24 protein-coding genes are annotated in these 24,702 nt (G+C 43.6%); 14 read left to right on the top strand and 10 right to left on the bottom strand.

What is annotated here, in order from left to right; genetic code table 11:
- Positions 1 to 204 precede the first annotated feature (204 nt).
- Positions 205 to 1,176 (bottom strand): LysR family transcriptional regulator, encoded by a 972-nt coding sequence (locus BCU94_RS11960; RefSeq protein WP_102476501.1) that lies wholly within the window; start codon positions 1,174 to 1,176, stop codon positions 205 to 207.
- 250 nt (positions 1,177 to 1,426) lie between these two features.
- Between BCU94_RS11960 and BCU94_RS11955 the strand changes: the two genes are divergently transcribed.
- Together BCU94_RS11955 and mog are read left to right on the top strand one after the other, a co-directional pair.
- A complete protein-coding gene (locus BCU94_RS11955) occupies positions 1,427 to 2,011 on the top strand; it encodes an NlpC/P60 family protein (RefSeq protein ID WP_102435897.1) in 585 nt (194 codons plus the stop codon).
- A 110-nt stretch (positions 2,012 to 2,121) separates the two neighbouring features.
- Positions 2,122 to 2,655 carry a molybdopterin adenylyltransferase gene (gene mog, locus BCU94_RS11950; protein ID WP_102435899.1) on the top strand — a complete coding sequence of 178 codons (534 nt, stop codon included), beginning with the start codon at positions 2,122 to 2,124 and terminating at the stop codon, positions 2,653 to 2,655.
- A 72-nt stretch (positions 2,656 to 2,727) separates the two neighbouring features.
- Here the strand turns inward: mog and BCU94_RS11945 are convergent, their stop codons facing one another.
- The gene (locus BCU94_RS11945; RefSeq protein ID WP_102435901.1) at positions 2,728 to 2,907 is read right to left on the bottom strand and encodes a hypothetical protein; all 180 of its coding nucleotides are present in this window, start codon (positions 2,905 to 2,907) and stop codon (positions 2,728 to 2,730) included.
- Positions 2,908 to 3,071: 164 nt separating this feature from the next.
- Between BCU94_RS11945 and BCU94_RS11940 the strand changes: the two genes are divergently transcribed.
- On the top strand, positions 3,072 to 4,076 hold the full coding sequence (locus tag BCU94_RS11940) for a helix-turn-helix domain-containing protein (protein WP_102476500.1): 1,005 nt from the start codon (positions 3,072 to 3,074) through the stop codon (positions 4,074 to 4,076).
- Positions 4,077 to 4,241: 165 nt separating this feature from the next.
- Here the strand turns inward: BCU94_RS11940 and BCU94_RS11935 are convergent, their stop codons facing one another.
- Genes BCU94_RS11935 through BCU94_RS11925 form a run of 4 tightly spaced genes read right to left on the bottom strand, consistent with a single transcriptional unit; the run spans position 4,242 to position 7,784 of the window.
- The gene (locus BCU94_RS11935; protein WP_102476499.1) at positions 4,242 to 5,375 is read right to left on the bottom strand and encodes an ABC transporter permease; all 1,134 of its coding nucleotides are present in this window, start codon (positions 5,373 to 5,375) and stop codon (positions 4,242 to 4,244) included.
- Positions 5,375 to 5,497 (bottom strand): hypothetical protein, encoded by a 123-nt coding sequence (locus BCU94_RS19890; protein ID WP_277869075.1) that lies wholly within the window; start codon positions 5,495 to 5,497, stop codon positions 5,375 to 5,377. Before BCU94_RS19890 ends, BCU94_RS11935 begins: the two co-directional genes overlap by 1 nt.
- A complete protein-coding gene (locus BCU94_RS11930; RefSeq protein WP_102435907.1) occupies positions 5,497 to 6,231 on the bottom strand; it encodes an ATP-binding cassette domain-containing protein in 735 nt (244 codons plus the stop codon). Before BCU94_RS11930 ends, BCU94_RS19890 begins: the two co-directional genes overlap by 1 nt.
- 2 nt (positions 6,232 to 6,233) lie before the next feature.
- Positions 6,234 to 7,784: an alpha/beta hydrolase gene (locus tag BCU94_RS11925; protein WP_241904993.1), complete on the bottom strand. Its 1,551-nt coding sequence runs from the start codon at positions 7,782 to 7,784 to the stop codon at positions 6,234 to 6,236.
- Positions 7,785 to 8,448: 664 nt separating this feature from the next.
- On the opposite strand from BCU94_RS11925, the gene BCU94_RS19885 reads away from it, so the two are divergent.
- The 3 genes from BCU94_RS19885 (at position 8,449) to BCU94_RS11910 (ending at position 11,103) form a co-directional block, all read left to right on the top strand.
- The gene (locus BCU94_RS19885) at positions 8,449 to 8,583 is read left to right on the top strand and encodes a hypothetical protein (protein WP_277869669.1); all 135 of its coding nucleotides are present in this window, start codon (positions 8,449 to 8,451) and stop codon (positions 8,581 to 8,583) included.
- 119 nt (positions 8,584 to 8,702) lie between these two features.
- The gene (locus tag BCU94_RS11915; protein ID WP_102476497.1) at positions 8,703 to 10,496 is read left to right on the top strand and encodes a long-chain fatty acid--CoA ligase; all 1,794 of its coding nucleotides are present in this window, start codon (positions 8,703 to 8,705) and stop codon (positions 10,494 to 10,496) included.
- Between the two features lie 196 nt (positions 10,497 to 10,692).
- Positions 10,693 to 11,103: a thioesterase family protein gene (locus tag BCU94_RS11910; protein WP_102476496.1), complete on the top strand. Its 411-nt coding sequence runs from the start codon at positions 10,693 to 10,695 to the stop codon at positions 11,101 to 11,103.
- Positions 11,104 to 11,116: 13 nt separating this feature from the next.
- Here the strand turns inward: BCU94_RS11910 and BCU94_RS11905 are convergent, their stop codons facing one another.
- On the bottom strand, positions 11,117 to 11,542 hold the full coding sequence (locus BCU94_RS11905) for a thioesterase family protein (RefSeq protein WP_102476495.1): 426 nt from the start codon (positions 11,540 to 11,542) through the stop codon (positions 11,117 to 11,119).
- A 148-nt stretch (positions 11,543 to 11,690) separates the two neighbouring features.
- Here BCU94_RS11905 and BCU94_RS11900 point away from each other — a divergent pair, with 148 nt between their 5' ends.
- Positions 11,691 to 12,959, top strand: a complete 1,269-nt coding sequence (locus BCU94_RS11900) for a hypothetical protein (RefSeq protein WP_133149788.1) — start codon at positions 11,691 to 11,693, stop codon at positions 12,957 to 12,959.
- A 103-nt stretch (positions 12,960 to 13,062) separates the two neighbouring features.
- Here BCU94_RS11900 and mtnC read toward each other — a convergent pair whose 3' ends face one another.
- Positions 13,063 to 13,743, bottom strand: coding sequence for an acireductone synthase (gene mtnC, locus BCU94_RS11895; protein WP_076541452.1), 681 nt, complete (start codon positions 13,741 to 13,743; stop codon positions 13,063 to 13,065).
- Positions 13,744 to 14,003: 260 nt separating this feature from the next.
- Here mtnC and BCU94_RS11890 point away from each other — a divergent pair, with 260 nt between their 5' ends.
- The 4 genes from BCU94_RS11890 (at position 14,004) to BCU94_RS11875 (ending at position 18,469) form a co-directional block, all read left to right on the top strand.
- Complete coding sequence (locus BCU94_RS11890) at positions 14,004 to 14,453, top strand: cytidine/deoxycytidylate deaminase family protein (RefSeq protein WP_102435917.1); 450 nt, start codon at positions 14,004 to 14,006, stop codon at positions 14,451 to 14,453.
- A 345-nt stretch (positions 14,454 to 14,798) separates the two neighbouring features.
- A complete protein-coding gene (locus BCU94_RS11885) occupies positions 14,799 to 15,125 on the top strand; it encodes a c-type cytochrome (protein ID WP_102435919.1) in 327 nt (108 codons plus the stop codon).
- Positions 15,126 to 15,311: 186 nt separating this feature from the next.
- Entirely contained in the window at positions 15,312 to 17,039 is a 1,728-nt protein-coding gene (locus BCU94_RS11880; protein WP_102476493.1) for a DUF3373 domain-containing protein, read from the top strand.
- A gap of 38 nt (positions 17,040 to 17,077) precedes the next feature.
- Positions 17,078 to 18,469, top strand: a complete 1,392-nt coding sequence (locus BCU94_RS11875) for a tetrathionate reductase family octaheme c-type cytochrome (RefSeq protein WP_102476492.1) — start codon at positions 17,078 to 17,080, stop codon at positions 18,467 to 18,469.
- Positions 18,470 to 18,639: 170 nt separating this feature from the next.
- Here BCU94_RS11875 and hutI read toward each other — a convergent pair whose 3' ends face one another.
- Positions 18,640 to 19,884, bottom strand: coding sequence for an imidazolonepropionase (hutI, locus tag BCU94_RS11870; protein ID WP_102476491.1), 1,245 nt, complete (start codon positions 19,882 to 19,884; stop codon positions 18,640 to 18,642).
- Positions 19,885 to 20,005: 121 nt separating this feature from the next.
- Here hutI and hutC point away from each other — a divergent pair, with 121 nt between their 5' ends.
- From hutC to hutH, 3 genes are all read left to right on the top strand, one after another.
- Positions 20,006 to 20,710, top strand: a complete 705-nt coding sequence (gene hutC / locus BCU94_RS11865) for a histidine utilization repressor (protein WP_102435927.1) — start codon at positions 20,006 to 20,008, stop codon at positions 20,708 to 20,710.
- A 91-nt stretch (positions 20,711 to 20,801) separates the two neighbouring features.
- Positions 20,802 to 22,475 carry a urocanate hydratase gene (gene hutU, locus BCU94_RS11860; protein ID WP_102476504.1) on the top strand — a complete coding sequence of 558 codons (1,674 nt, stop codon included), beginning with the start codon at positions 20,802 to 20,804 and terminating at the stop codon, positions 22,473 to 22,475.
- Positions 22,475 to 24,019: a histidine ammonia-lyase gene (gene hutH / locus BCU94_RS11855; protein WP_102476490.1), complete on the top strand. Its 1,545-nt coding sequence runs from the start codon at positions 22,475 to 22,477 to the stop codon at positions 24,017 to 24,019. The genes hutU and hutH overlap by 1 nt, the downstream gene beginning before the upstream one ends.
- 104 nt (positions 24,020 to 24,123) lie before the next feature.
- Here hutH and BCU94_RS11850 read toward each other — a convergent pair whose 3' ends face one another.
- On the bottom strand, positions 24,124 to 24,660 hold the full coding sequence (locus tag BCU94_RS11850; protein WP_102476489.1) for a hypothetical protein: 537 nt from the start codon (positions 24,658 to 24,660) through the stop codon (positions 24,124 to 24,126).
- Between the last annotated feature and the right edge of the window lie 42 nt (positions 24,661 to 24,702).

Genomic DNA, 24,702 nt, shown 5'->3' with positions numbered 1-24,702 from the left:
TCAAGTCGAAACTAATACACTTTATTTGAGTACCATACATTTCCTAATCCCATGCCCCATCTTTAGACCTTTTGCTCTAACTCGTTTCTGTCCAGAAGTGAGTTTGAAACAGATCAAACGTTATTTTGCCATTATACTTACGGGCAAACTCTATTGTCGCTGCACAAGCTTGTTTATCGCGCCAGAGCAGGGTAAACAAGCTCACTACTGCAGCTGGGTATTTTCATAGCAAGCCTGATATTCAGCTAGGTTCGTTGTCATCACCTGAGTTAACGCATCTGTGAACTCTTGCTCATGGGAATCATGGTATTGCAATGAATGTAGTGGTACTTTCCATTCATGCATGATCTTAATATTTTTATTATAAAAGTCAGTTATATCAACCAGTTCAATATCATCGCGTTTTTCACCAATAAAGTAGGGAAATATCGTTGATGCCAAGCAAATATCATTAGAATTTACCACTTTTTCAAATGCCATAAATAGGCTTGAAGTCATTAAGCTTACCTCGGGTTTCTGGTTAACTTTTTGCGCGCAAAGTTCAAAAAGGTCATTCAAGTCTGCAATGGGACCATTATTGGTTAATACCAGTTTGTGATTAAAAATGGCCTCCATGGTGATTTCATTTTTCAAAATAGGGTGGTTCTTTTTAACGGCTAAAAACCAATATTTCACCTCAGCTAACGTGCTAATTTGGACATTTTCCTGCTGACGAGTACGAGTGCCAAAAGCGTAATCAATTTTACCTTGGGCAATATATTGTTCAACGTTGTCAGCCCAGGGGTGGATGTCAACGGTTCTAGATATGCCTAAGTCTTGATTAACCTGTTCAATGGCATCAAGAATAAAGCTCGACATATGCTCTGGCGCAGCGATATGTAGCACTTTCTGCTGCAATGGCTGTCTGTTTGCAACCTGGGCCATTTCATCGTAAGCGGCAATGATGGCTTTCGCTAAAGGGTATAGGCGCGAGGCCATGGCGTTGGGCTGTAAGCCATATTGCTTTCTGATAAACAGTTCATCATGGATAACTTCACGCATGTTGCTTAGCGCTCGGCTTATCTTAGGCTGAGTGCTATTGAGTTTCTCTGCCACTATGCTGCCATTTTTAAATTCGAATAAACCGATCAGCACTTTTAACGTAAAATAATCTAGTCTTGACAGTTGTTTTTGCATAGTTTTTTACCAAGTGAGCCAGTCTGGATGAGTAAGTTAGCATAATATGTAGTTGCTAAAGTGTGCTTAAATCACACAAATACCTAAATAGGGGTATGTTTTGGGTTTTGTACGATCTATTTCTCACTATATTCAGTTAGATACTGCATTAATTTGAGGTGCTTGTTGTTGGTTTGTTCTGGTTTGGTGACGTTGAGGTTTAAGATGCTAAACTTTTATCTGCCTTGTTGGTCACAGGGGGCTTTAATTAATGAAAACCATTCCCAATACGCAGATAAAGCGTAAAAGTATTGATAGTTTCCTAGATAATGGCGAGTTAGTAGCGGAATACATCACAGAGGTGACTTTGTACAAAAAAATCCTTATTGCGTTTATTGCACTTGTCATTAGTGGTTGTGCTGCACGTATTGAGCAAACTGCTGGCAATGGCATTGCTGTCGATGGGTATAGCGTAATGACTGATGCTCAACGATGGAATGAAGCTCGTTTACTGCAATTTCACCAGCAGTGGCAGGGCACACCATATCGATTAGGCGGATTAACCAAAAAAGGCTTAGATTGTTCTGGTTTGGTGTATGTGGCTTATCAAGATCTCGTGGGGCCCAGTATTCCAAGAACTGTGCAAGGTCAAACAAGCTTAGGTATTCGCATTGCTAAAAGTGACTTACAAAGTGGTGACTTAGTGTTTTTTAAAACCACGGGCAGTGGACGTCATGTTGGGGTGTATTTGTCTGGTAATCGCTTTTTACATGTATCGACCAAAAAAGGGGTGATTATTTCCAGTATGGATAATGTTTATTGGAAACCGCGATACTGGTTTGCTAGTCGTATTTAACACCGTTTCGCTATCTGTTGATCAATCTCTCCGCTATGGCAGATAAATTATGTTATTTTAGCCTCATCTAAGTCGTTATTGTTTATGTGATCAAGTTTAAGGACCCAGTCATGACTAAAGCTAAAATCGGTATTGTTACTGTAAGTGATCGTGCCAGTGCAGGTGTATACGAAGATTTATCAGGTAAGGCCATCATTGCTGTACTAAATGAGTACTTAACCTCTGAATGGGAACCTGTTTATAAAGTTATCCCTGATGAGACAGATGTGATTGAAGCCACCTTGATAAAAATGGCCGATGAGCAAAATTGCAGTTTGATTGTGACCACTGGTGGTACCGGCCCTGCTAAGCGTGATGTGACCCCTGAAGCCACAGAAGCGGTGTGTGATCGCATGATGCCAGGCTTTGGTGAGCTAATGCGCGCTGAGTCATTAAAGTTTGTACCAACGGCTATTTTGTCTCGTCAAACAGCAGGTTTACGCGGTGATTCACTGATTGTTAATTTACCAGGCAAGCCTAAGTCAATTCGTGAATGCTTAGATGCAGTGTTCCCAGCGATCCCTTACTGTATTGATTTAATGGATGGCCCATTCTTAGAATGTGATGAAGCGGTAATTAAGCCATTTAGACCGAAAGCTAAATAATGAGCTGAGAAGTTTGTTATAGCGATGAATAAAAACCAGCCGCGGCTGGTTTTTATGTTTGTAATCTAGCATTTAAGCCCCTTTTCGGAGGATTAAATTGGCACTGTAACCGGTAAATAACACCAAACTTGGTATGGCAACAAGGTGGGCAAATATATCGGGTTCAGTACTAAAGTTTAGCCAAAATAGTAATCCCCAGCTTATTAATAAATAGCCAATGCTGAGTGCGATATGTGGTATGTACTTTTTCATTGTAGTTTCCTTACTGGGTATTTCATTCACTAAGTTGTTACTGGCTGAGCTCCTCAATGACCAGCTTTAAACTTACCTCTATCAGTATAAAAACTAGACAATCCGTTCGTAAGTGTCATTATTGACAAAATCAGGGTCGATAGTGACATTGTTTGGGGTTTATCATGAAAAGGATTTACATTCTTGCTGCGGGTAATGTTGTCGCAGGTGGTTTAGTCAGTTTTCTCGATGTGTTCAGTTTCTGTAATAGTTATTGGCGGCGGATGCATGCCGAGGTGACTGAAGACTTATTCCATTGTCAGGTCATTTCCAGTGATGGCGAAAACGTTAAAACCACCCAAGGATTCGAAATTCCTGCCAAAGGCTTTGAGCATCCTGAAGATATTTTGCAAGCTGATGCGGTTATTTTGGCAGCCTCTTTTGTGACCAATCGGCAGGAATTTCAAGCGCTGTTAACCGATTTTGAGCCATTGTTTGCGCCGCTAGCCACCTTTGTGGAAAGTGAAAAACCGTTAGCGGCTTATTGTTCTGGGACACTATTGCTAGCGGCATCGGGGCTACTTAACCAAAGGCGAGCCACGACGGTGTGGTGGCTAAGGGAAATGTTTGAGCGCAACTTTAAAGAAGTTGATTTGAGTATGGATACATTCATTGTGTCTGATGGTCAGTTTCACACCGCTGGGGCGACCACCTCAAATTTAAGTTTGGCGCTGCATTTGGTATCAATGTTGGCTGGCGAGGAGCTGGCGCAACAGATGTCGAAGATATTATTGATTGACCCCAATCGCTCTCAACAGCCTTTTATGACCATGTCTATTAATCCTGAGCAACATAATGATGAGCTGATCCAAAAGGTGCAGTTATGGATGCAAGTAGATTTGAGTCAGCATTGGTCATTGGATGACATTGCCGATAAATTTGCGGTAGGTAAACGCACGTTAATAAGACGCTTTAAAAAAGCGGTTAATGAAACCCCAGCCAGTTATATGCAGCGCTTACGTGTGGATGAGGCGAAACGCTTACTGGAAACTACCGATCTTGCCATTGAGCATATTGTTCAGCGGGTCGGCTATGAGGATGTCAGTTCATTTAGAAAGCTGTTTATTCAACTCACCAGCTTAAGCCCTAGGGCATACAGGCAAAAATTTAATATGAATATCCGTTGGTAACTTTAATCTGGTTATTCATGATGACGAAGTCTATGACAATTACAGTCAATTAATCAGCTGCTTAAGTTCATCGCCTGTTTCAGTGTAAACTCCTTGTAGATGATTGAACATGACTGGCTCGATGTTACTTGAGCCAGTCATGTTCAAATGATTAATTAACAGGCATTACAATCCAAAGACCACTTTTTCACTTTTAAGTAGTCGCTCTAACCCTAGTGCAAGGGCGATTGAAATCACTATGGTGGCAGCTGATGAAACTAACAGCTGCAACATAGGCACTTCACGGCCTTTAATAAACGCCATTAACGCTTGCTGCTGGCCTGAAACCGGAAGCCACTCAAGTACATCTGGAGCAATGTTATAACTGGCGGCCATGGATAATGCCAGCGGCACAAATAACACCATAGTCAGATAAGACTGCGCCTCTTTAAAACTCTTTGCCATAAATGACACAAACAGTTGCAGTGTTGCTGCCATAATCGCTAATGGGATGCCAATGAGTAGCATCAGCGCCATAAAGTCAGGCGAAATAGTGACGCTAAAGCCCAGCTGCTGCCAAGGCACAAAGGTATAAGCGAATTTAGAGACGATTAAAATCAAGATTAACCCCAGCAAGGCAAAGCAAGTAACGGCAATAATTTTGCCTAACACTAACTGGCGGGTGCTAATCGGGTGGCTTAACAGTAATGCCAGCGAGTTACGTTCACGTTCACCGGCACTGGTATCAATGGCCAAGTTCATGCCAGAGATAAACACCGAATAAATCATGGTGAAAATGGCAATGCCGAGAATAAAGCCGCCTTTAGAGTCAGGTGTCGCCTGATCTTCTACAACAACTTTAACTGGCTGTACAACCGCTGGATTAATTCCGCGAGCAATTAAGCGTAAACTGCCCATTTCACTGCTGTAAGCTTGCAACTGTAGCTCAACTCTACGAATTGATTTTTGTAGCTTTTCATTAGAGTTATCTGCAATTAAGGTTACTTCAGCAGGTTTAGCTGCCGCCATTTGTGCGGCGTAATCAGCACTGATGAGCAGCTCTATTTCTTTGGTGTCGTTATCATCAGTATGGGTAATACCGCGATTATTTAAAAAGCGCACTAAGTCAGGGGCATTGTCAGCATTGCTGATTTTAATGTTGAGATCTTCTGGGCTTGAAAGCTGACCAATAAGCACCATAAACATGCCGCACATTAAAATAGGTGTACCAATGGCGTAATATAATCCCGCCATCACCGAACGCTTGTCACGCATTGCATCAATCAGTTCTTTTTGAACCATAGCTATCACTGTTTTCATTAGGCTGGCATTCCTTTGTCAGTATTGAAATCAAGATTGATCAATGCGGGGTTATTTGCTGGCTGCATTTTACTTTTGAACGGGATAAGTTCTTTTTCAATTATGGCTAATATGGTTTTCATTAGGCTGCGATCCCTTCGTCAGTTCCAATCAGTTTTATAAAGGCTTCTTCTAATGAGTCTTCGCCTGTTTGCTGGCATAACTCGGCAGGGCTACCAGTGGCAACAACCTTACCGTCGGCCATCACAATCACTTGGTCACACAGCGCGGCGACTTCTTGCATCACATGGCTTGAGAACAGCACACAATGACCGGCTTCTTTAAGCTCGATTAGAATGTCACGCAGTAAGCGGGTACTCATCACATCCAAACCACGGGTTGGCTCATCCAAAATAATATTAGTTGGCTGGTGGACTATGGCCTGGGCTAATGCTGTTTTCATCCGCTGACCTTGGGAAAACCCCTTACAACGTCTATCGGCAATATCTTCTAGCTTAAGCTGTGCAATCACATTAGTGGTTGCTTGCTTAGCATCAGCTTTTGACATGCCGCTAAGTTGGGCAAAATAACTGATATATTCTCTAGGAGATAAACGCTCATAGAGGCCAAATGGATCAGGAAATAAGCCTAACTGGGCTTTGGCTTTAGTGGGCTCTTTGGCGACATCAATACCGTCGATTTCAGCATGACCTTCATCGGCAGCGAGTAAGCCAAATACTGTGCGCAGACAGGTGGTTTTACCTGCGCCATTGGGGCCAAGTAGGCCAGTAATATGGCCGTCATGGGCACTGAAACTTAAGTTGTCTAACGCTTGTACGTCACCAATTTTCTTCGAGAGATTAGATACGGTAATCATGATTATTCTTCCCCTGCTGGAATGGTTTCAACAGTATTGGCATTGAGGTAAAAGCTGCGGCGGGTGTCTTGTTCAAGGCATTCAGCATCGATACCGTCAATTGAACCTGACTTGACTAAATCGGCGATTAACTCATTACCACAGCTTTGATAAGCCACGCCGTGAGTCGCATACTGAGAGGTAAAATGTTTCGCATTAGTCAATTTTTCAGTGGCCATATCGCCCCAGCTTGGCGGTGTTGCTGGGTCTAACTCACCTGATAGTAAAAGTGTTGGTATATCACTTTCAATTGCGTCGCTGAAACTGTCATCTACCGTCGGAATTGCCCACACGTTACAGGTCGCTTCTAAGCCTTCGAGCATGGTTCTACTCATATAAGAGTTTTGCGCTTGCTGGCGTATATCATCGGTAATGCGGTGAATATCTTCACCACACACGACAGAAGCGTGCATGCCCATGGCGATACCTGTGCTATCAGCTGTCAGGGTGTAAATACCAAGTATTGGTTGGTAATTCCCTAATGCCGCTTGATGAATAGCATGAGGGATTAAAGCGCGAATATTGGGCATATATAACGCCATTCTGATAGCGCCATTATATTTACCGCGAGTGAGGGTAAAGCTGGCTATCTCATCGGTTTGTGGGTCGCGAGTTTGGGTAATAATAGGCGCTTTAGCTAGGGCTGAGTCTACCGTTTCAAACTCTTGCTTCAACTCAGGGAACTGCTGCTGACATTGGGCGTTTTGCTGGCAATCTTTAAATAATAAATCATAGCCACGGTCAATAGCGCTGCCAATGGCGATAACACTTTGCTGCATTGGCACAACGCCATCTAAGGTTACTGTGGCTATGGCTTGCGGGTATTCACGCATATAAAGCTGCGCCATGCGGGTACCGTAAGATACACCATAAAGGTGCAGTTTTTCATAACCTAAATGCTGACGCACGGCTTCAAAATCGATTAGTGCAGTTAAGCTGCCATATTGGCTGACATCGGCATCAAGGTTATCAAGGCATTCTTGGGTGTCTTTGGTGATATCAATATCGTCATCATTAAAAGATAGCATCGACATATTGTCATCATCACAAGCCAGCAGGTTTGATTGGCCCGTGCCGCGCTGATCTATCAGTAATATATCCCTATCTTGGCGTACTTTGGCTAACATGCGATCAAAGCCCGCGGCATTTTCAATGGCCGATTGACCAGGGCCGCCTGCAATGGCGAGCATGGCTTGTTTTTTAAAGCTGGGCTTGATGGCTGGCAATACTGCGTAATGAACCGCAATTTGTTTGCCATCAGGTTTGGCTGGGTTTTCAGCAAGCTCAAGTGAGCCACATTGCATTTGCTCTGATAAACCATCGAGGTAGCAGCTAGATAAGATGTCGCTGTTACTTACTGCAATCTTGTTTTGACTAGCATCAGCCAAAGCGGCGCTACTAAGCCCCAAGCTACAGATGCTCATAGCAACGCTTAGACCAATACTGATGCTTAGCGCCGAAAGTAATAAAGACGAACGCTTTTTGCTGCCCACCTTTATTGGTTGGTTAACCATGTCTGACTCTCCTTGTGACATTAGTTGGTTGATGTTCATGATATCTTTCCTTTTTGCATTTCATGATGATTATGGATAAATCATGACTGCTTGCTTAAGTGCGACCGTCGTTAAGGAGGCTGGCAAAGGACCTCACAGTTAATCCGACGGCAATTTTTAGCTTTAATAAATGCTGAAAATCTCTAACTTGTAGCTTTAACTCGCACTGCGATAGCAGTCATGTTGTAAATTCTTAAATTGATTCTAAATAACATTGCTGTCAATTACTTAGAGTGTACTTATTTATAAGCTCACTATGAAGCTGTCAATTAAGGTTATTTGAGCATTATGACTTAATCACCTGTTAGCTACTGGCGGTGTGTTCACTAATTTATCGAACACGTGTCCAGTATTGTCTATGTACCTCAAGTGTATTTGTATTGCCAAATTTTAGCGCGAAACAGGGTTTAGCGGGTCCATTTTGTAAGCCTCAACAGCGCTTGTTAATGACTATAACGCGAATAATGAGGTTACTTTTTTGCTGCTAGTCGCTTTAAAGCCACAATATCGCAAGTTGTAAGGCTACATTGTCCGATGACAATTGTTAGATAAGTTGATCAATATAGTAAACCACAGCCAGTCGCTAATTATCATGCTCATACAGCTTATATGGTTAGCGAGTGTCTTGTTGCAGTTACCAGAGCAGGGCGAGATTGAGGTAATATATTATTGCGGTGACATCGAGTTACTGGTGTTAATGGCTATTTTGCTGGTTATCAACAAAGACAAGTTATGGGAAAAACCTGTTGCGCAAATGTAAAAATCGACCTAAAACTGTGAATTGCGCTTAATTTAGACTAAAAACGCTTATTATTCCTGATGGCTTGCAGTAGAATGCCCGCAAAAGCGGAACACTTGTAAGCTTAAAGGTGGTTAGTAATGTCTCTTGAAAAATTTCACTTAGTAAGACTGCTACAGCAGCAAAGCCAAGCATTAAAAGATAAAATCGCCCTCGAAGGATTTGAGATGGCCGCTCCATGGAATAAAGTTTCTTGGAGCCAGTTTGATACTATTACCAACAAAGTCGCACAACTGTTGATCGACTTTGGACTAAAAGCCCAGGACAAAGTTGTCATTGTGGCGCAAAACAGCCCCCAGTGGAGCTGTGCTGATATCGGCGCATTAAAAGCCCGTACTGTTGTCGTACCTGTATACCCAACAAGTACAATGGAACAAGCGGTGTTTATCGTTAACGATGCTCGCGCTAAAGTTATTTTTGCTGGTGATGAAAGCCAGTATGTCACCGCTCGTAAAATTCAAGCTCAATGCCCAAGTGTTGAGCACGTGATTGTATTCGACAGTCAAGTCGCATTAGTATCAGATGAGCATTTTCATTTTGATGACTTATTAATTTCTGAGACCTCGCCAGCAAGTGCAACCGAGCTAGAGTCTCGTTTATCACAAACCAGCCTTGATGATTTACTGACCCTTATTTATACCTCAGGCACCACAGGTGACCCAAAAGGTGTGATGCTGGATTACCGTAATATCGCTTCTATGGTTGAGCAGCATGATGCTGAAATCGCCTTTAAATCAGGTGATGTATCGTTAGCCTTTTTACCATTAAGCCATGTATTTGAGCGTGGTTGGACCTTCTACGTACTTTGCCGCGGCGGTCATAATGTATATCTAAATGACACCAACCGCGTTAAAGAAGCCATTGCTGCGGTTAGGCCTCATACTTTATGTGTGGTGCCACGCTTTTTAGAAAAAGTGTATAGCGCAGTTCATGACAAGGTGAATAGCGCCCCGGCAATCCGTCAAAAGCTGTTTAACTGGGCAATCGGTGTGGGTGCGCGTCAGTTTGAAGTAAGCCAAGGCCGTAAACGTGCCAGTTTCGCTTTATCTACACAGTGGAAATTGGCCAACAAATTAGTCTTTAGTAAATTGCAAAATGTACTGGGCGGACGCCTTAAATTTATGCCTGTGGGCGGCGCTGCATTAGATGTTAATGTCGGCGGTTTTTTCCATAGCATTGGCGTACCTATTTTATGTGGTTATGGCATGACAGAAACCTGCGCTACAGTAACCTGTAATACGTTAGATAACCGAGTATCGGGGTCAAACGGCAAGCCATTACATGCAATGGAAGTTAAAATTGGCGATAACAACGAAATTCTAATTCGCGGTGAGACGGTAATGCGTGGTTATTATAATCGCCCACAAGATACCGCAGAAGCTTTTGAAGAGGGTTGGTTAAAAACCGGTGATGCCGGCATGCTAGATGCTGAAGGTAACTTATATATTACCGATCGCATTAAAGAGTTAATGAAAACCTCAAACGGTAAGTATATTGCGCCGCAACGGGTTGAAGGTAAGGTCAGCTGTTGTCCGTTCATCGAGCAAGTGGCTATTGTCGCAGATGCGCGCAACTATGTTTCTGCTTTGATCGTACCTGCATTTGAGTCGTTAGATGCGTGGGCAAAACAGAAAGGTATTACTTACGAGTCGCCGCTGGAATTACTGCGTCACTCTCATGTGATTGAGCATTTTGAGCAACGTTTAAAAGAGCTACAACATGAATTGGCTGGGTTTGAAAAAATTAAAAAATTCACCTTACTACCGGAAGCATTCTCGACTGAGTCAGGGTTAATCACCCCAACCATGAAGTTGCGTCGTAAGAATATTTATACTAAATATGACCGTGAAATTAATGCGATGTACGCTCGCTAGTACGGATTAAATCAGTACGGCAGTACGAATAAGTTACTGGTTTACATTTATTTCAAAAGGGAGCTGATAGCTCCCTTTTTTTGTGGCCATTATTTATAGGTGACTCAAACACGAAGGTCGCTTAAGCTATCGGCTGCCGAGTTTAAATCCGCTGGTTATAACAGCTTAAAAACAATAATAATAAAAGGACTTACCTGTGTCTGATACTCAATTTACCCTGAATCTTACGCCACGTTTTTGCGAAACCGATGCCTTAGGCCATATCAATAACACAGTGATCCCAGTGTGGTTTGAAGCGGCGCGTGAGCCGATTTTTGAGATTGTGAATCCCGGCCAAGATTTGTCGAAATGGAACATGATTATTGCTGGTTTTACGATAGCTTTTAACGCACCGACTTTTTATGGTGCTGAAGTAACGGTAAAAACCTATGTGAGCCGAGTGGGTAACAGCAGTTTTGAAATAGCTCAAAGCTGTTGGCAAAATGGTCGCCAAACAGCAGAGGCCAAAACCACTATGGTGCATTACGATTATCAAGCAGAAAAGAGTAAGCCGTTAACTGATGCAGTAAAAAGCCAACTAGCGCAACTAACTGGCCCTGCAGAGTAATCTAGCTTATAAGCTATTCGCCATGCTGCTCTAATGCTGCTAATAATTCAGCAGTCAGAGTGGCTTTTTGGCCAGTTTTAAAGTTAAACATCACCACTTTTGCGCTGCCTGTAGTGGTAATCGCTTGTTGGGCTTTACTAAAAACACGGTAATGCATCATAAAGCGGTCTTGTTTAATATCGCTGATAGTGATGCCAACCAGTAGCGTGTCAGGAAAGGTCACTGGGCGCTTAAATTTCGCTTGAGTTTCACTAAGCACTGGGCCCACCGAGGTTTTTTTCAATTCATCCATCATGTTTATTTGACTGAAAAATTCAATTCTTGCGGTTTCAAAATAGCGAAAATACACCGCATTATTGACGTGATTAAGAGCATCCATTTCTCCCCATGCCACAGGGATTTCAGTAATAATTGAGTTTTGCGCGATAAACTGTTCCATAACACCACTTTATTTAAACGTTCGTTTGAATTTTGTGCAGCATATCAGTCGCTAACAAATTCAACAACCTCGGCTAATTCTTTGCTATCGATTTGCCAATATGCTTTGATGATTAATAATGATGTCATTGCTAGGGAACGCGCAGAACTTGAAATCCTTAAACTATGCTCGCTTGCAGCAGCTAATCAGCGAACCCATAAATAGTTGGCGCGCCTTGCCAGGCGCTATTATCACCTACTTTAAAACCGTTATCGGCAAGCTCACCGTGGCGCAAAAGCTATACTTTATTGCGTTTCTGCTGATGCTGGTTTTTGATGGTTTCACCTTAGTGGCTATCATTGCCATGATTGCGATGATGGTCGAGTTTTGGCCACTATTTACTAAAACCTGGCATAGTTTGGCCGGCAAAGCCTTTTTATTATTATTTTATGCGGTGATAGCTAACTTTTCACTAGTATGGGCTGGTACCGTGGTGAATGAAGTCACCGGTATTTCGGCTCAGCACTTAGCTTATACCCACAATTTAGTGGTGCTGCTGTATATGCCTGTGTGGTTTGTGGTGATCAGTGGCATCGCTTTAATGCTGCTTCAGTTTGCTATCCCACTATATTTTGTATTCCGACCATTTTTTAAATTGGTTGGTGTGAAAGCGATTAGCTTTACCAACAGCGAGCATTACCGTAAACGGACTATTTTGTTACGGGTGATCCTGGCTTATATCGTGCTGACCAATATCTTGCTGCTGGGAGATTTTGAACACAGTTTTGATAGCATTGACCCCAAGGCCAGAATGGCGAGCTTATTAAAAGAAGAAGCCAGTGTGCAGGGAAGAAATGTTGTTAAAGCGCCAGAGCCTACAACGCAAGAGCCAATTTCTGCAAAGCCAATCGCTGAAGAGAAAATCCCCCAAGAGCTTGAACAGCTGGTTAAAGATATGACGGGTAATTCTATCGCTGAAATTAACCAGGGTAATTTAGCGCCAGCGGATATTACTGCAGATTTAGCAGAGCCTACCTCTGAACAATCAACACCTGAACAAGTTGGCTTTGAAGAAGTTGAATCTGAAAAGACTAAGCAGCTGATTGAAGATATTACCGGAGAATCAACCGAAGATATTGAGGCCGCTGATTCATTTAATATTAACTTTAGCGATGAAAATACTGAGCGCCGTTATGACTTAGTGCGTGAAGCTTACCGAGTGTTGGTAAGAAGCATGGTAGCAGGCTTTGTGTATTATTTTGAAGCTGACCAATTTTCTCGTTGTGAGCACATTAAAGACAGTAAAGTGGTTGAGCTTAATGACTATGAAATTTTAGAGATTAGCGCTGATAAAGAGAAAGGTAAATACGGCTACACATTTACAGTTAAGCAGTGTATTTCTCCTGCGTTTCCAGCGTCTTATTATTCGGCCCAATAAGTGGTTTTGCAAATTTGAAGGCTGGTTTTAGATAGCTTATTTTGTAAGACGTAAGCCATAAAAAACGACCATCAAGGTCGTTTTTTATGGTCGTTAATCATGCTTAATCAATGGTTAACTCAGCAAAGCTTTTGATTTGCGCAAACTTAGCCGTTTTTTGGTTTTCAAAACGCACCATATGGCGGGTATGTAGACCTGCTGCTTCAGCGGCTTTTAGCTCTTCTACCACATCAGAGATAAACAATACCTGCTTAGGGCTCAAGCTGATGGTATTTAAGATATTGCAGTAGGCCTGCTTATCTAATTTGTTACCGGTACGGGTATCAAAATGGCCACTAAATTTAGGGGTTAAATCACCCGCATCGCTGTGGCTAAATAATAGTTTTTGCGCTTCAGCAGAGCCTGACGAAAAGCTATAAAGACGAATATTGCTCGCTTCTAAGCCTGGCATGGCATCAATAAAATCTGGATAGATATGGCCTGTAAACTCGTTAGCGGCATAACCTTGCTTCCAAATTAACCCTTGTAAGGTTTTTAATGGCGTAGCTTTGCGGTCTTCATCAATCCATTGAGAGAGGATTTCAGTAACGCGTTCAATTGAAGCGTCTGCTTCTAATGCTAAGTCGCGTACATCACTGATACAGTATTCAACTAGCGGGTTATGTTGATTTTGCGCTAGAAAATCACCCATAGCCTTTTTTGAATAAGGAAATAGTACATCTTGAATAAAATCTAGATCAGTGGTGGTGCCCGCTGTATCTACGATAATCGCTCTAATACCCATAATGAATATGTACTCCAATCCTTAAGTTTGCCTGCTGAAGATCCTAAGCTTTATTGGGGCTATTGGCTAGTCCAAATAACAACTTGTGGCGCAGTAACGCACAAATCAGTCGGCAGTATTTATATTTTTGCTAGCTACGCAGATGAAAACAGCCAATATTCAACAATCTTACTGTAGAAAAGGTGAGAATGTTAACAACATTAGGTATGATGAATTCAGTTACTTAGCTAAAAACATCATCATCTTAAAAGGCTATTACTATGATCTCAAAATGGGCAAAACGATTTTTCCAAATGGCAGAACTGGTAGGCTCTTGGAGTAAAGATCCCTCTACCCAAGTGGGCGCGGTGATCACCAAGCATAACCGTATAGTGTCTGTTGGCTTTAATGGTTATCCCCATGGTATTTCTGACAGTGCAGAAACCGATGACCGTGATATGAAGCTACTTAAAACCCTGCATGCGGAAGAAAATGCCATTTTATTTGCTAAGCGAGATTTAGATGGTTGTGATATTTGGGTGACCCATTTTCCTTGCCCTAACTGTGCTGCCAAGATTATCCAAACCGGGATAACCGGGGTGTTCTGCCCAGAGCAAAGCACAGACTTTTTGTCTCGCTGGGGCGACAAGATTAAAATTAGCCAAGATATGTTTTTACAAGCTGGGGTTAAAGTGAACTGGTTACCGATAAACGAACTTAGCGACGATTAACCTTACTGTAACTAATACGCTGAAGAAGTCGCCTTATTGGCGACTTTTTTGTGGTTGATTTTCGGGTTATAGCTTGCGTCATTTTATTTCACTGCTGTACTCATTCACCCCCTAGCTAAGTTTTTCACAACTTACTAATACTTAAAAAGTATAAAAATCAGTATTGTTATTACTCGCTCAATTAGATTTTATTCAATTATATTTTTATCAATTAGATTTATCTCATGAATATGATCAAGGTCAAATTAATGTCTACCTATTTTAAGTAACATCTTTAACAAGGCATTAAAGATTTGGTTTGTCTTGATTGATAAAAAGAACTAAAGAAAAATTGATGAGGTAGTAATGATGAACAAAAAAATAGCGATGACAGTAGCCTTAGTGGCAATGTGCATGATTGGCGGCAGTTTTGCAGCTGATGGCGGCAACCCTAAAAAGGGTAAACATCTGTATAAAAAACAATGTAAAGCTTGCCATAGTGTCGGCACCGAAGGCCCTGAGTTAACCCCAATGGCAAAAACCATGAGCCAGTGGGACAGATTTTTCAAGCGCGATCAACATAAGGCTAAGCCTGAAGTATTCAAAGCCCTATCAGAAAAAGATCTGAAAGATATTCAGCAGTTTTTATATGACCACGCAGCGGACTCTGATCAGCCACAAACCTGCGGCTAGCGGAAATCGTGCGTCCTGATGGCGGCTTAGACTTAATGCAAAAGTCAGAATAAGCCAGCAACACCATCAGTTAATCCAGATAAAAAGCAGAAAAATTGAGTTTATCGCTCAGGGATTTCTGCAGCCAAAATTTAGCCTAAACCTATGTATTTGGATGGTTTAGGCAAAATAAAAGGAAGCCAAATTATGCGTACCTTAATATCAATACTCGTTGCCAATGCATTAGCGTTTAGTGGTGCGGCCATGGCCGCAGCACCGTCATCAGCCAATGATGATGCTCAAAAAATGGCAGAGCTAAAACAGCAATTAACCGAAATAACCGAAGAGCTTGACGATCTTAATTCACGGGTGGATAAAACTGAGCGCCATAGCGCCTTAGATAGATTAACTATCACAGGTGACTTTAGAACCAAAGTGCATTCATTACACTATCAAGATGTGACTTGGAATCCTGCCATTAATGTTAATTTTTCAGATTTTGGCGCCAAAGCCATGTCAGGAGCATTTGGCGACCCTACTAGCGCTGACTCACCACTTGGGCAAATGATGGCGACCAATCCTGCTTTAGCTCAAGCATTTCAAAGTGGCCAATTACAAGGTGTTATGCCCTATGTACTCGCGCCTAAAACAGTTCAAGACATCGACAATGACTTACTTTATACCACTCGTTTACGCTTAAATATGAAAGCTAAAGTGTGGGATAACGTCAGCTTTGCGGGTCGTTTATCTATGTATAAAAACTGGGGCGATTCAACTGGCACACAAGTGTTTGATTCATGGCGCTCATTCACCATGGATGGCACCAGTAGTGGCAATACCAGTGGTGATTGGCTCAGAGTGGAAAGAGCCTATTTTGACTGGCGTAATATAGGTGGCAGTCAAACTTACCTGTCAATTGGTCGTCGTCCATCAACTTACGGCCCACCAAGTCATTACCGTGAAAACGAAATGCGTGGCGGTACCCCATCTGGTCATTTAGTTAACTTTAACTTTGACGGCGCCACTTTAGGTTACAAACTCGGTGAAATTACTGGTATTGATGGCCAAGTGGTGCGCTTTTGCTATGGCCAAGGTTTTGAGTCTCAGTGGGGCAATGGCGAAATGTTTGGCGATATCGTCACCAAAGATACCCATTTAGGCGGCTTTAATATTGATGCCATTAACGATGGTAACCACTTCTTACAGTTAACCTTATTTGGCGCCAAAGATGTTAATGATGGCTTCAAAGGCACCATGGCATTTCCAACTCAGTTGGCAGGTATATTTGCGCCAACCATGTATCAAGATATGCAAAAGTTCGACAACTTTAACTTTGTCACCCGCGTACAACCCAGTGGCGTGATTGGTGATATGTACTTAGGTGGTTTGGGTTATGCCTATGAAAGTGATGAAGACTTTAAAGCCTTTGCTTCATTAGGCTGGACTCGCGCTGAGCCAAATGGCAACAGCGGTATGTTTGGTGGCATGTTATCTGATGCCGTTTTTGAAGCGCAGCTTAACAGCACCGGTACTGAAATCATTATGATGCCAACGGTTGCTGATGATGCCTCAACAAAAGACGGCTATGGTATTTATGTTGGTTTCCAAATGCCTGCACCAATGGGTAAATTTGGCCTTGAATATAACTATGGCTCTGAATACTGGACGCCGTTCACCCAAGCTCAAGATGACCCAATTGGCAGCAAATTAGCGACTCGTGGCCATGTTGCTGAAGCCTATTACATCTTTGATATCAATCCTAAAATGTTTATCAAGGTCGCAGGGCTGTATTACGACTATGAATATACCGGTAGTGGCACTCCAGTGGGCGCACCGCAAAAAATTGATGATGTGATTGCAGGCTCTGCCTATTCCATGTTGCCTGTTGTTGATACTGCTTATGATGTAAATGCATCATTAACAGTTAATTTCTAAACATGGTGCCCCTGCGTGGCAGGGGCTAGGAGTGCTATATGAAAACCATGAAATTAGTAGTCGCATTAGCCTTTTGCAGTCAGATGGCCTATGCAGAATTTGATCATAAAGAAGTGATTGAGGGGCCGTTTACCCAAGGCTCTGACGTCACTGAGCAATGTATTGAATGCCATGAAGACCATGCGAAAGAGTTTATGAAATCTTCCCATTGGACTTGGGAGTTAGAGCAAGAATTACCAGGCCGCACTGTGAAGCGCGGTAAAAAAAATAGTATCAATAATTTTTGTGTCTCCATTAGTGGTAACGAGCCGCGCTGCACCAGTTGTCATGCGGGTTATGGCTGGAAAGACAACAGCTTTGACTTTACTGATATGACTAAAGTGGATTGTTTAGTGTGCCATGACACCACAGGAACTTATATCAAAGAGCCTGCAGGCGCGGGTGAAGCGATGGCGAAAGTGAATCTTGAGCGGGTAGCACAAAATGTCGGCCAACCGGTTCGAGATAACTGCGGTACTTGCCATTTTTATGGTGGCGGTGGTGACGCGGTGAAGCATGGGGATTTAGACTCTTCCATGTCATATCCTGAAAAAGATACCGATGTGCATATGGACACTGACGGCAATGACTTCCAATGCCAAACCTGTCATACCACTGCAAGTCATCAAATCTCTGGCAATGCCATGGGCGTGTCACCGGGGGGAGAAAACCCCATTGGTTGTGAAAACTGCCATGACAGTGCGCCCCATGACAAGAAAAAGCTTAATACTCATACTGCTGCGGTCGCCTGTCAAACCTGTCACATCCCATTTTTTGCTCGTAATGAGCCAACAAAAATGCGCTGGGACTGGTCAACAGCAGGGCAAGAGTTAACTGAAACCAAAGACAAAAACGGCAAAAAAACCTTTATGAATAAGAAAGGGAGTTTTGAATGGCAAAAAATGGTGCCGCCGCAATATGCTTGGTTTAACGGTAAAGCTGATGCCTATATGGCGGGTGATAAAATTGATCCAGCTCAGGTGATAAAACTCACTTATCCTTTGGGTGATATCAATGACAGCAAAGCCAAAATCTACCCGTTTAAAGTCCATACTGGTAAACAGATATTCGACAGCAAATTGAATATTTTAATTACCCCTAAAGTGTTTGGTAAAAATGGCTATTGGGACAAGTTCGATTGGGACTTAGCATCAAAACTTGGCATGGAAGCTAATACCACCATGAAAGACAAAGGCCTCAGTTATAGCGGTGAACATGGCTTTGTGGAAACTGAAATGTGGTGGCGTATCAATCACATGGTTTCACCTAAAGAGCAAGCCCTACAATGTAGCGATTGCCATAACAAAGGTCAGCGCCTTGATTGGCAAGCATTAGGTTATGACGGCGACCCAATGAAGAATAAAAAGGGCAAACGTCACCCAACTGATTAAGGTTATTGGTTTAATCAAAATCGTTTAAATTTGAACCTTGTTTACAGTGATTAAAAAGTGCTTAGCCCGAAAAGGTTAAGCACTTTTTTGTTGTTACGCTTGAGTCAAAGGAAATACTCGCGGCGGGTCGAGATTGAGCTGACTCAATAGTCGCAAGTTAAAGCAAGGCTTTATTGATGCACTAACACGCCGTTTTTAACCACATCCTTACAAGGATTCACCCCATAAGAGTAGGCCAGTTGCGCTGGAGTGCTGATATCCCATAAGCAGAAATCAGCTGTCATGCCGGCGGCTAAACTGCCGACATTGGCTTCAATACCTAAAGCTTTGGCGGCATTAATGGTCACGCCTTTTAAGGCTTCCTCTGGAGTCAGCTTAAATAAGGTGCAGGCCATGTTGAGCATTAATAAGGTTGAGCAAATCGGCGATGAGCCCGGATTAAAATCACTGGCGACCACCATAGGTACATTATGTTTGCGTAACAGATCTATTGGCGGCATTTGGGTTTCACGTAAAAAGTAATACGCGCCGGGTAACAAGGTTGCGCAGGTACCATGTTCACTGAGCGCGATAACCCCTGCTTCATCAAGGTATTCAATATGATCGACTGATTTAGCCCCCATTCTTGCCGCCATAGCGGAGCCGCCTAAGTTAGATAATTGCTCAGCGTGGAGTTTGATATCTAAACCGGCCTGTTTGGCGGCGGTTAATACTCGCTCGGTTTGCTCAAGGTTAAAGGCAATGTTTTCACAAAAACCATCCACTGCATCGGCAAGGTTTTGCTCGATAACCGCAGGCAGCATGTCGTTAATCACCATATCAATATAGGCATCACTTCGTGCGGTGCTGTTTGCAGTGTCTTTATATTCCTCAGGTATCGCATGAGCGCCTAAGAAAGTGGTTTTAACATCAACATGATGATTACGGCCAAGTTCGCGGGCCACTTTAAGGATTTTGACTTCGGTTTGGGTATCCAAACCATAGCCTGATTTAATCTCGACCGTGGTGACGCCTTCTTTGGCTAAGGCGTTTAATCTTTGTCTGCCAAGTTCAAATAGCTCGGCTTCGTCAGCTTCACGACACGCTTTTACGGTTGAAATAATCCCACCGCCAGCGCGGGCGATATCTTCATAGCTGGCGCCTTTGAGGCGCATTTCAAATTCGTTAGCGCGATTGCCAGCAAAAATTAAATGGGTGTGGGCATCAATCAGCCCTGGGGTGATCCAGCCGCCTTTGCCGCGATAGATGGGCATTTCAAATACATCAAATTCAGGCATTTCTTTACGCGGGCCCATCCAAGCAATTTTACCGTCTTTTACTGCAATGGCGGCATCGGTTATTGCGCCATAAGCGACTGAACTGCTTGGATCCATTGTTGCAATATTGACATCAATCCACACATGATCCCACGACATAACCGCTCCTGAAAATACTCATTTTTTAGACTTTATCACAAAACAGTACTTGTTTTAACTTGTATATACAAGGTAAGGTTGTTGGTAGATTTTTAATCACATCAAGGGCTGGGCGAAATCCGTGTTGGCTAAATTTGCACAAATAAAGCAATCCATTCTGGCTCGTATCGAAGCGGGTGAGTGGCAAGAAAATGATCAAGTGCCATCAGAAAATCAACTTGCTGAGTTGTTTTCTTGTAGTCGCATGACAGCAAGAAGAGCATTGACTGAGCTGGTGGAGGCTGGGGTGTTAGAGCGCACTCAAGGTATTGGTACTTTTGTGGCGGGGATTAAATCGCAGTCATCATTATTGGCCATTCGAAACATTGCCGATGAAATTAAAGACCGTGGTCATGGCTACAGTGTTAAGCAGCTTAAGTTAACCCAAATTGCTGCCACAAGACCCGTTGCGGTGGCCTTAGGATTAGAAATTGGCGACCTTGTGTATTACTCGGTATTGCTGCACTGCGAGCAAGATGCGCCATTACAGGTCGAAGAGCGCTTTGTGAATCCAGAATTAGTGCCTGACTACTTACTGCAAGACTTTACCCAATTAACCCCCCATGAATATTTATCCAAGGTGGCGCCTTTAACCGAAGCCCGTCATCGCATCGAAGCCATTATTGCCAGCGAGCAAATGCAGCAATTATTAAATATTGAGCCAACAGAGCCTTGCTTACAAATTTTGCGTCGCACTTGGTCACGCAAAGGCGTGGTGAGCTTTGCGCGCTTGGTTCACCCCGGCAGTAAATTTAGTTTAGGGGGCCATTTAACCTTTAACAGTTAACTGCTTCTAAACAGAACATCATTAAAAAAACCTAAAAATATTAGACATCAAGCTGACAATGTTAGTTGAAGAGGAAAATATGGATAACACCATTAGTAAAAGACACGACCCTAGCCGCCGCATTATTGCCCCTCATGGCAGTCAATTGAGTTGTAAAAGCTGGATGACAGAAGCGCCAATGCGGATGTTAATGAACAATCTGCATCCTGATGTAGCCGAGCGCCCTGAAGATTTAGTGGTTTATGGCGGTATTGGCCGCGCGGCGCGTGATTGGCAGTGTTACGACAAAATAATTGAAGTACTGCAACGTCTAGAAGATGACGAAACCTTGATGGTGCAGTCAGGTAAACCTGTGGGGGTATTCAAAACCCACACTAATGCGCCGCGGGTGATTATTGCTAACTCTAACCTAGTGCCACATTGGGCTAACTGGGAACACTTTAATGAGCTGGATAAAAAAGGTTTGGCGATGTACGGCCAAATGACCGCCGGTTCGTGGATTTATATTGGCTCCCAAGGCATTGTTCAGGGCACTTATGAAACCTTTGTCGCCATGGCCAAGCAGCACTTTGGGGGCTCATCTGCGGGTAAGTGGATTCTAACTGGTGGACTGGGCGGCATGGGCGGCGCGCAGCCTTTAGCCGGCACTATGGCGGGTTATTCAGTATTAACCTGTGAAGTAGATGAAACTCGCATTGATTTTCGTCTGCGCACTCAATATGTCGATAAGAAAGCCACCTCATTAGATGAAGCATTAGCGATGATTGATGAGGCTAATGCCTCTGGTAAGCCTGTGTCCGTTGGCCTATTGGGTAACGCTGCCGATATTTTTGCTGAGTTAGTTGAGCGTGGTATTACCCCAGATGTGGTGACCGATCAAACTTCTGCCCATGATCCATTAAACGGTTATTTACCTCAAGGCTGGACATTAGAGCAAGCTGCTGAAATGCGTAAAACTGACGAAGCGGCAGTGGTTAAAGCGGCTAAGCAGTCAATGGCGGTGCAAGTTAGAGCCATGCTGGCGCTGCAAGCGGCAGGGGCGGCCACAACAGATTATGGTAATAACATTCGTCAAATGGCCTTCGAAGAAGGGGTTGAAAACGCCTTTGATTTCCCCGGTTTTGTGCCAGCTTATGTGCGTCCACTATTTTGTGAAGGTATTGGTCCGTTTCGCTGGGTGGCATTATCGGGCGATCCTGAAGATATTTATAAAACTGATGCCAAGGTCAAAGAGCTTATTCCTGATAACCCTCACTTGCACAACTGGTTAGATATGGCCCGAGAGCGTATCGCCTTCCAAGGTTTACCGTCACGAATTTGTTGGGTGGGATTAAAAGACCGTGCCCGTTTAGCATTAGCGTTTAACGAGATGGTTAAAACGGGCGAGCTATCAGCGCCGATTGTCATTGGCCGTGATCATTTAGATTCAGGCTCAGTTGCCAGTCCTAATCGTGAGACCGAATCCATGCTCGATGGCTCAGATGCGGTTTCTGATTGGCCATTAATGAATGCCTTACTTAATACGGCTAGCGGCGCAACTTGGGTGTCATTGCACCATGGCGGCGGTGTGGGAATGGGCTTTAGTCAGCACTCTGGGGTGGTGATTGTAGCCGATGGTAGTGATGATGCTGCAGTGCGTTTAGGCCGAGTCTTATGGAATGACCCAGCCACAGGCGTGATGCGCCATGCGGATGCTGGATATGAACTTGCGCAACAATGCGCCCAAGAGCAAGGCCTAGATTTGCCAATGCAAGGAGCTAAATAATGACTGCAACACCTTATAAACTGCTGCTAAAACCAGGCACACTGACGTTAGCGCAATTACGCCGTATTAGCCGTGGTGCAGTTCATCTAACCTTGGCAGAAGAAGCGATTCCTGAAATTAATACCAGTGCCGCGATAGTGCAACAAGTATTAGATGAAGGCCGAACTGTATATGGCATTAATACTGGCTTTGGCTTATTAGCTAACACCAAAATTGCCCCTGAGGATTTGCAGTTATTGCAACGCTCAATCGTGTTGTCACACGCTGCGGGCACGGGGCAATACATGCAAGATGCCACTGTGCGTTTAATGATGGTACTAAAGATTAACTCATTAAGCCGCGGCTTTTCAGGTATTCGCTTAGAGGTGATTAACTTTCTTATTCAGTTGGTTAATGCCGGTGTTTATCCCTGTATTCCAGAAAAAGGCTCAGTGGGCGCATCGGGTGATTTAGCCCCGCTATCGCACATGTGTTTGCCTATGTTGGCAGAAGGTGAGATGAGCTACCAAGGTCAAATCATTACAGCAGCAGAAGGGCTTGAAATTGCAGGGCTTAAACCAATAGAACTGGCTGCAAAAGAAGGTTTAGCACTGCTTAATGGCACCCAAGCGTCAACCGCTCTAGCCCTTGAAGGTTTATTCCATGCTGAAGATTTATTTGCTGCAAGTTCAGTTATTGGTGCCATGAGTGTTGAAGCGGCTATGGGCAGTCGTAGCCCGTTTGATGCCCGTATTCACGCGGCTCGTGGCCAACAAGGTCAAATTGATTCAGCGGCTATCTTCCGTCACTTGCTAGCTGATGAGTCTGAGATCAGCCAAAGCCATGTTGATTGTGAAAAAGTGCAAGATCCATATTCTTTGCGCTGTCAGCCACAGGTGTTGGGGGCATGTTTAACCCAAATTCGCCATGCTGGTGAAGTGTTAGGGGTTGAAGCTAATGGTGTGACCGATAACCCACTGGTATTTCAAGACACCGGCGATATTATCTCTGGTGGTAACTTCCATGCTGAACCTGTTGCTATGGCGGCAGATAACCTTGCCATTGCTATTGCTGAGTTAGGCTCAATTGCCGAGCGCCGCATAGCATTGTTGATTGACTCTAGCTTATCGAAATTACCGCCATTTTTAGTGAAAAATGGTGGGGTGAACTCAGGCTTTATGATTGCACAGGTGACGGCGGCGGCATTGGCATCTGAAAACAAAACCTTTGCGCATCCAGCTTCTGTGGATAGTTTACCGACCTCAGCGAATCAGGAAGATCATGTCTCGATGGCAACTTTTGCAGCTCGTCGGTTACGTGATATGTCTGAAAATACCCGTGGGGTGTTAGCGATTGAGCTATTAGCTGCGGCGCAAGGGTTAGATTTTCGCACTCCATTACAACCCAGTGATGCGGTAGTGAAAGCCAAAGCCGAGCTGCGTGAAGTGGTTGCGTATTACGATAAAGACCGCTTTTTTGCGCCGGATATCGAAGCGGCGACAGATTTACTCTATAGCGCCAGCTTCAATACTTACTTACCTGCGGGTATGTTAGTGAGCTTTTAGGGGGTAGCGAGTTAGCAGCTTGAAACAAAAGGCTTGAACAAAAAGACTCAAAACAAAAAAAGGACCAGCGGGTCCTTTTTCTATTATGAAGATTTTGATAATGCTTACATGGTAAAACCAATGGAGATTATTGCCGCTTCGGCACTGGTGTCGTAACCCGCGCCGATGACAAAGCTATCAAACACTGTGTAGCGCACGCCAACTTCAGCGCCCCAGTCTTTATCACGGTTAGATTCCCAGCGCGGCTTGCCGTTAACTTCGCGGGTGGAAATATTGTTGGTGTAGTTTTGTTCGTTTATAAAAACCGTGGCGCCGCCATAGAGATTAAAATTTTCAGTTAGGCTATAGCTTAACCCAAAGCGCCACATGTATTCTTCGGCATAAGCTTCAGCCGGCTCTGGTACATCAAGGTCGTATTTATCACCCCAAGCATAACCAATATAATAGCCCCAGTCGGCGTAATCAGGGTCAAAATGTTTCATGGCAAGGGTGATACCAAACATATCGCCGCGGCTATCGATAAAATCCACTAACAAGGCAGTCGAAGGCTTAAACTTTTGTTCATCCGTTTCTGCGCGGGCGTTACTGCTAACCGAGAGAATGCTCAGTGTTAGGATGACTGCTAGCCAAGTGTGTTTCATAGGAACCTCAATTCGTTTTAATGTTACCAATGGTAAGTGAAG

It is taken from the genome of Shewanella sp. 10N.286.52.C2 (genome assembly GCF_002874545.1).
GTDB lineage: Bacteria > Pseudomonadota > Gammaproteobacteria > Enterobacterales > Shewanellaceae > Shewanella.
This window is presented reverse-complemented; position numbering and strand designations above follow the sequence as displayed.

Bases quoted from the DNA above. Each gene is read 5' to 3' on its own strand.
- BCU94_RS11960 (WP_102476501.1), bottom strand. From the start codon at position 1,176: ATGCAAAAACAACTGTCAAGACTAGATTATTTTACGTTAAAAGTGCTG.
- BCU94_RS11955 (WP_102435897.1), top strand. From the start codon at position 1,427: ATGAAAACCATTCCCAATACGCAGATAAAGCGTAAAAGTATTGATAGT.
- mog (WP_102435899.1), top strand. From the start codon at position 2,122: ATGACTAAAGCTAAAATCGGTATTGTTACTGTAAGTGATCGTGCCAGT.
- BCU94_RS11945 (WP_102435901.1), bottom strand. From the start codon at position 2,907: ATGAAAAAGTACATACCACATATCGCACTCAGCATTGGCTATTTATTA.
- BCU94_RS11940 (WP_102476500.1), top strand. From the start codon at position 3,072: ATGAAAAGGATTTACATTCTTGCTGCGGGTAATGTTGTCGCAGGTGGT.
- BCU94_RS11935 (WP_102476499.1), bottom strand. From the start codon at position 5,375: ATGAAAACAGTGATAGCTATGGTTCAAAAAGAACTGATTGATGCAATG.
- BCU94_RS19890 (WP_277869075.1), bottom strand. From the start codon at position 5,497: ATGAAAACCATATTAGCCATAATTGAAAAAGAACTTATCCCGTTCAAA.
- BCU94_RS11930 (WP_102435907.1), bottom strand. From the start codon at position 6,231: ATGATTACCGTATCTAATCTCTCGAAGAAAATTGGTGACGTACAAGCG.
- BCU94_RS11925 (WP_241904993.1), bottom strand. From the start codon at position 7,784: ATGGTTAACCAACCAATAAAGGTGGGCAGCAAAAAGCGTTCGTCTTTA.
- BCU94_RS11915 (WP_102476497.1), top strand. From the start codon at position 8,703: ATGTCTCTTGAAAAATTTCACTTAGTAAGACTGCTACAGCAGCAAAGC.
- BCU94_RS11905 (WP_102476495.1), bottom strand. From the start codon at position 11,542: ATGGAACAGTTTATCGCGCAAAACTCAATTATTACTGAAATCCCTGTG.
- mtnC (WP_076541452.1), bottom strand. From the start codon at position 13,743: ATGGGTATTAGAGCGATTATCGTAGATACAGCGGGCACCACCACTGAT.
- BCU94_RS11890 (WP_102435917.1), top strand. From the start codon at position 14,004: ATGATCTCAAAATGGGCAAAACGATTTTTCCAAATGGCAGAACTGGTA.
- BCU94_RS11885 (WP_102435919.1), top strand. From the start codon at position 14,799: ATGATGAACAAAAAAATAGCGATGACAGTAGCCTTAGTGGCAATGTGC.
- BCU94_RS11880 (WP_102476493.1), top strand. From the start codon at position 15,312: ATGCGTACCTTAATATCAATACTCGTTGCCAATGCATTAGCGTTTAGT.
- BCU94_RS11875 (WP_102476492.1), top strand. From the start codon at position 17,078: ATGAAAACCATGAAATTAGTAGTCGCATTAGCCTTTTGCAGTCAGATG.
- hutI (WP_102476491.1), bottom strand. From the start codon at position 19,884: ATGTCGTGGGATCATGTGTGGATTGATGTCAATATTGCAACAATGGAT.
- hutH (WP_102476490.1), top strand. From the start codon at position 22,475: ATGACTGCAACACCTTATAAACTGCTGCTAAAACCAGGCACACTGACG.
- BCU94_RS11850 (WP_102476489.1), bottom strand. From the start codon at position 24,660: ATGAAACACACTTGGCTAGCAGTCATCCTAACACTGAGCATTCTCTCG.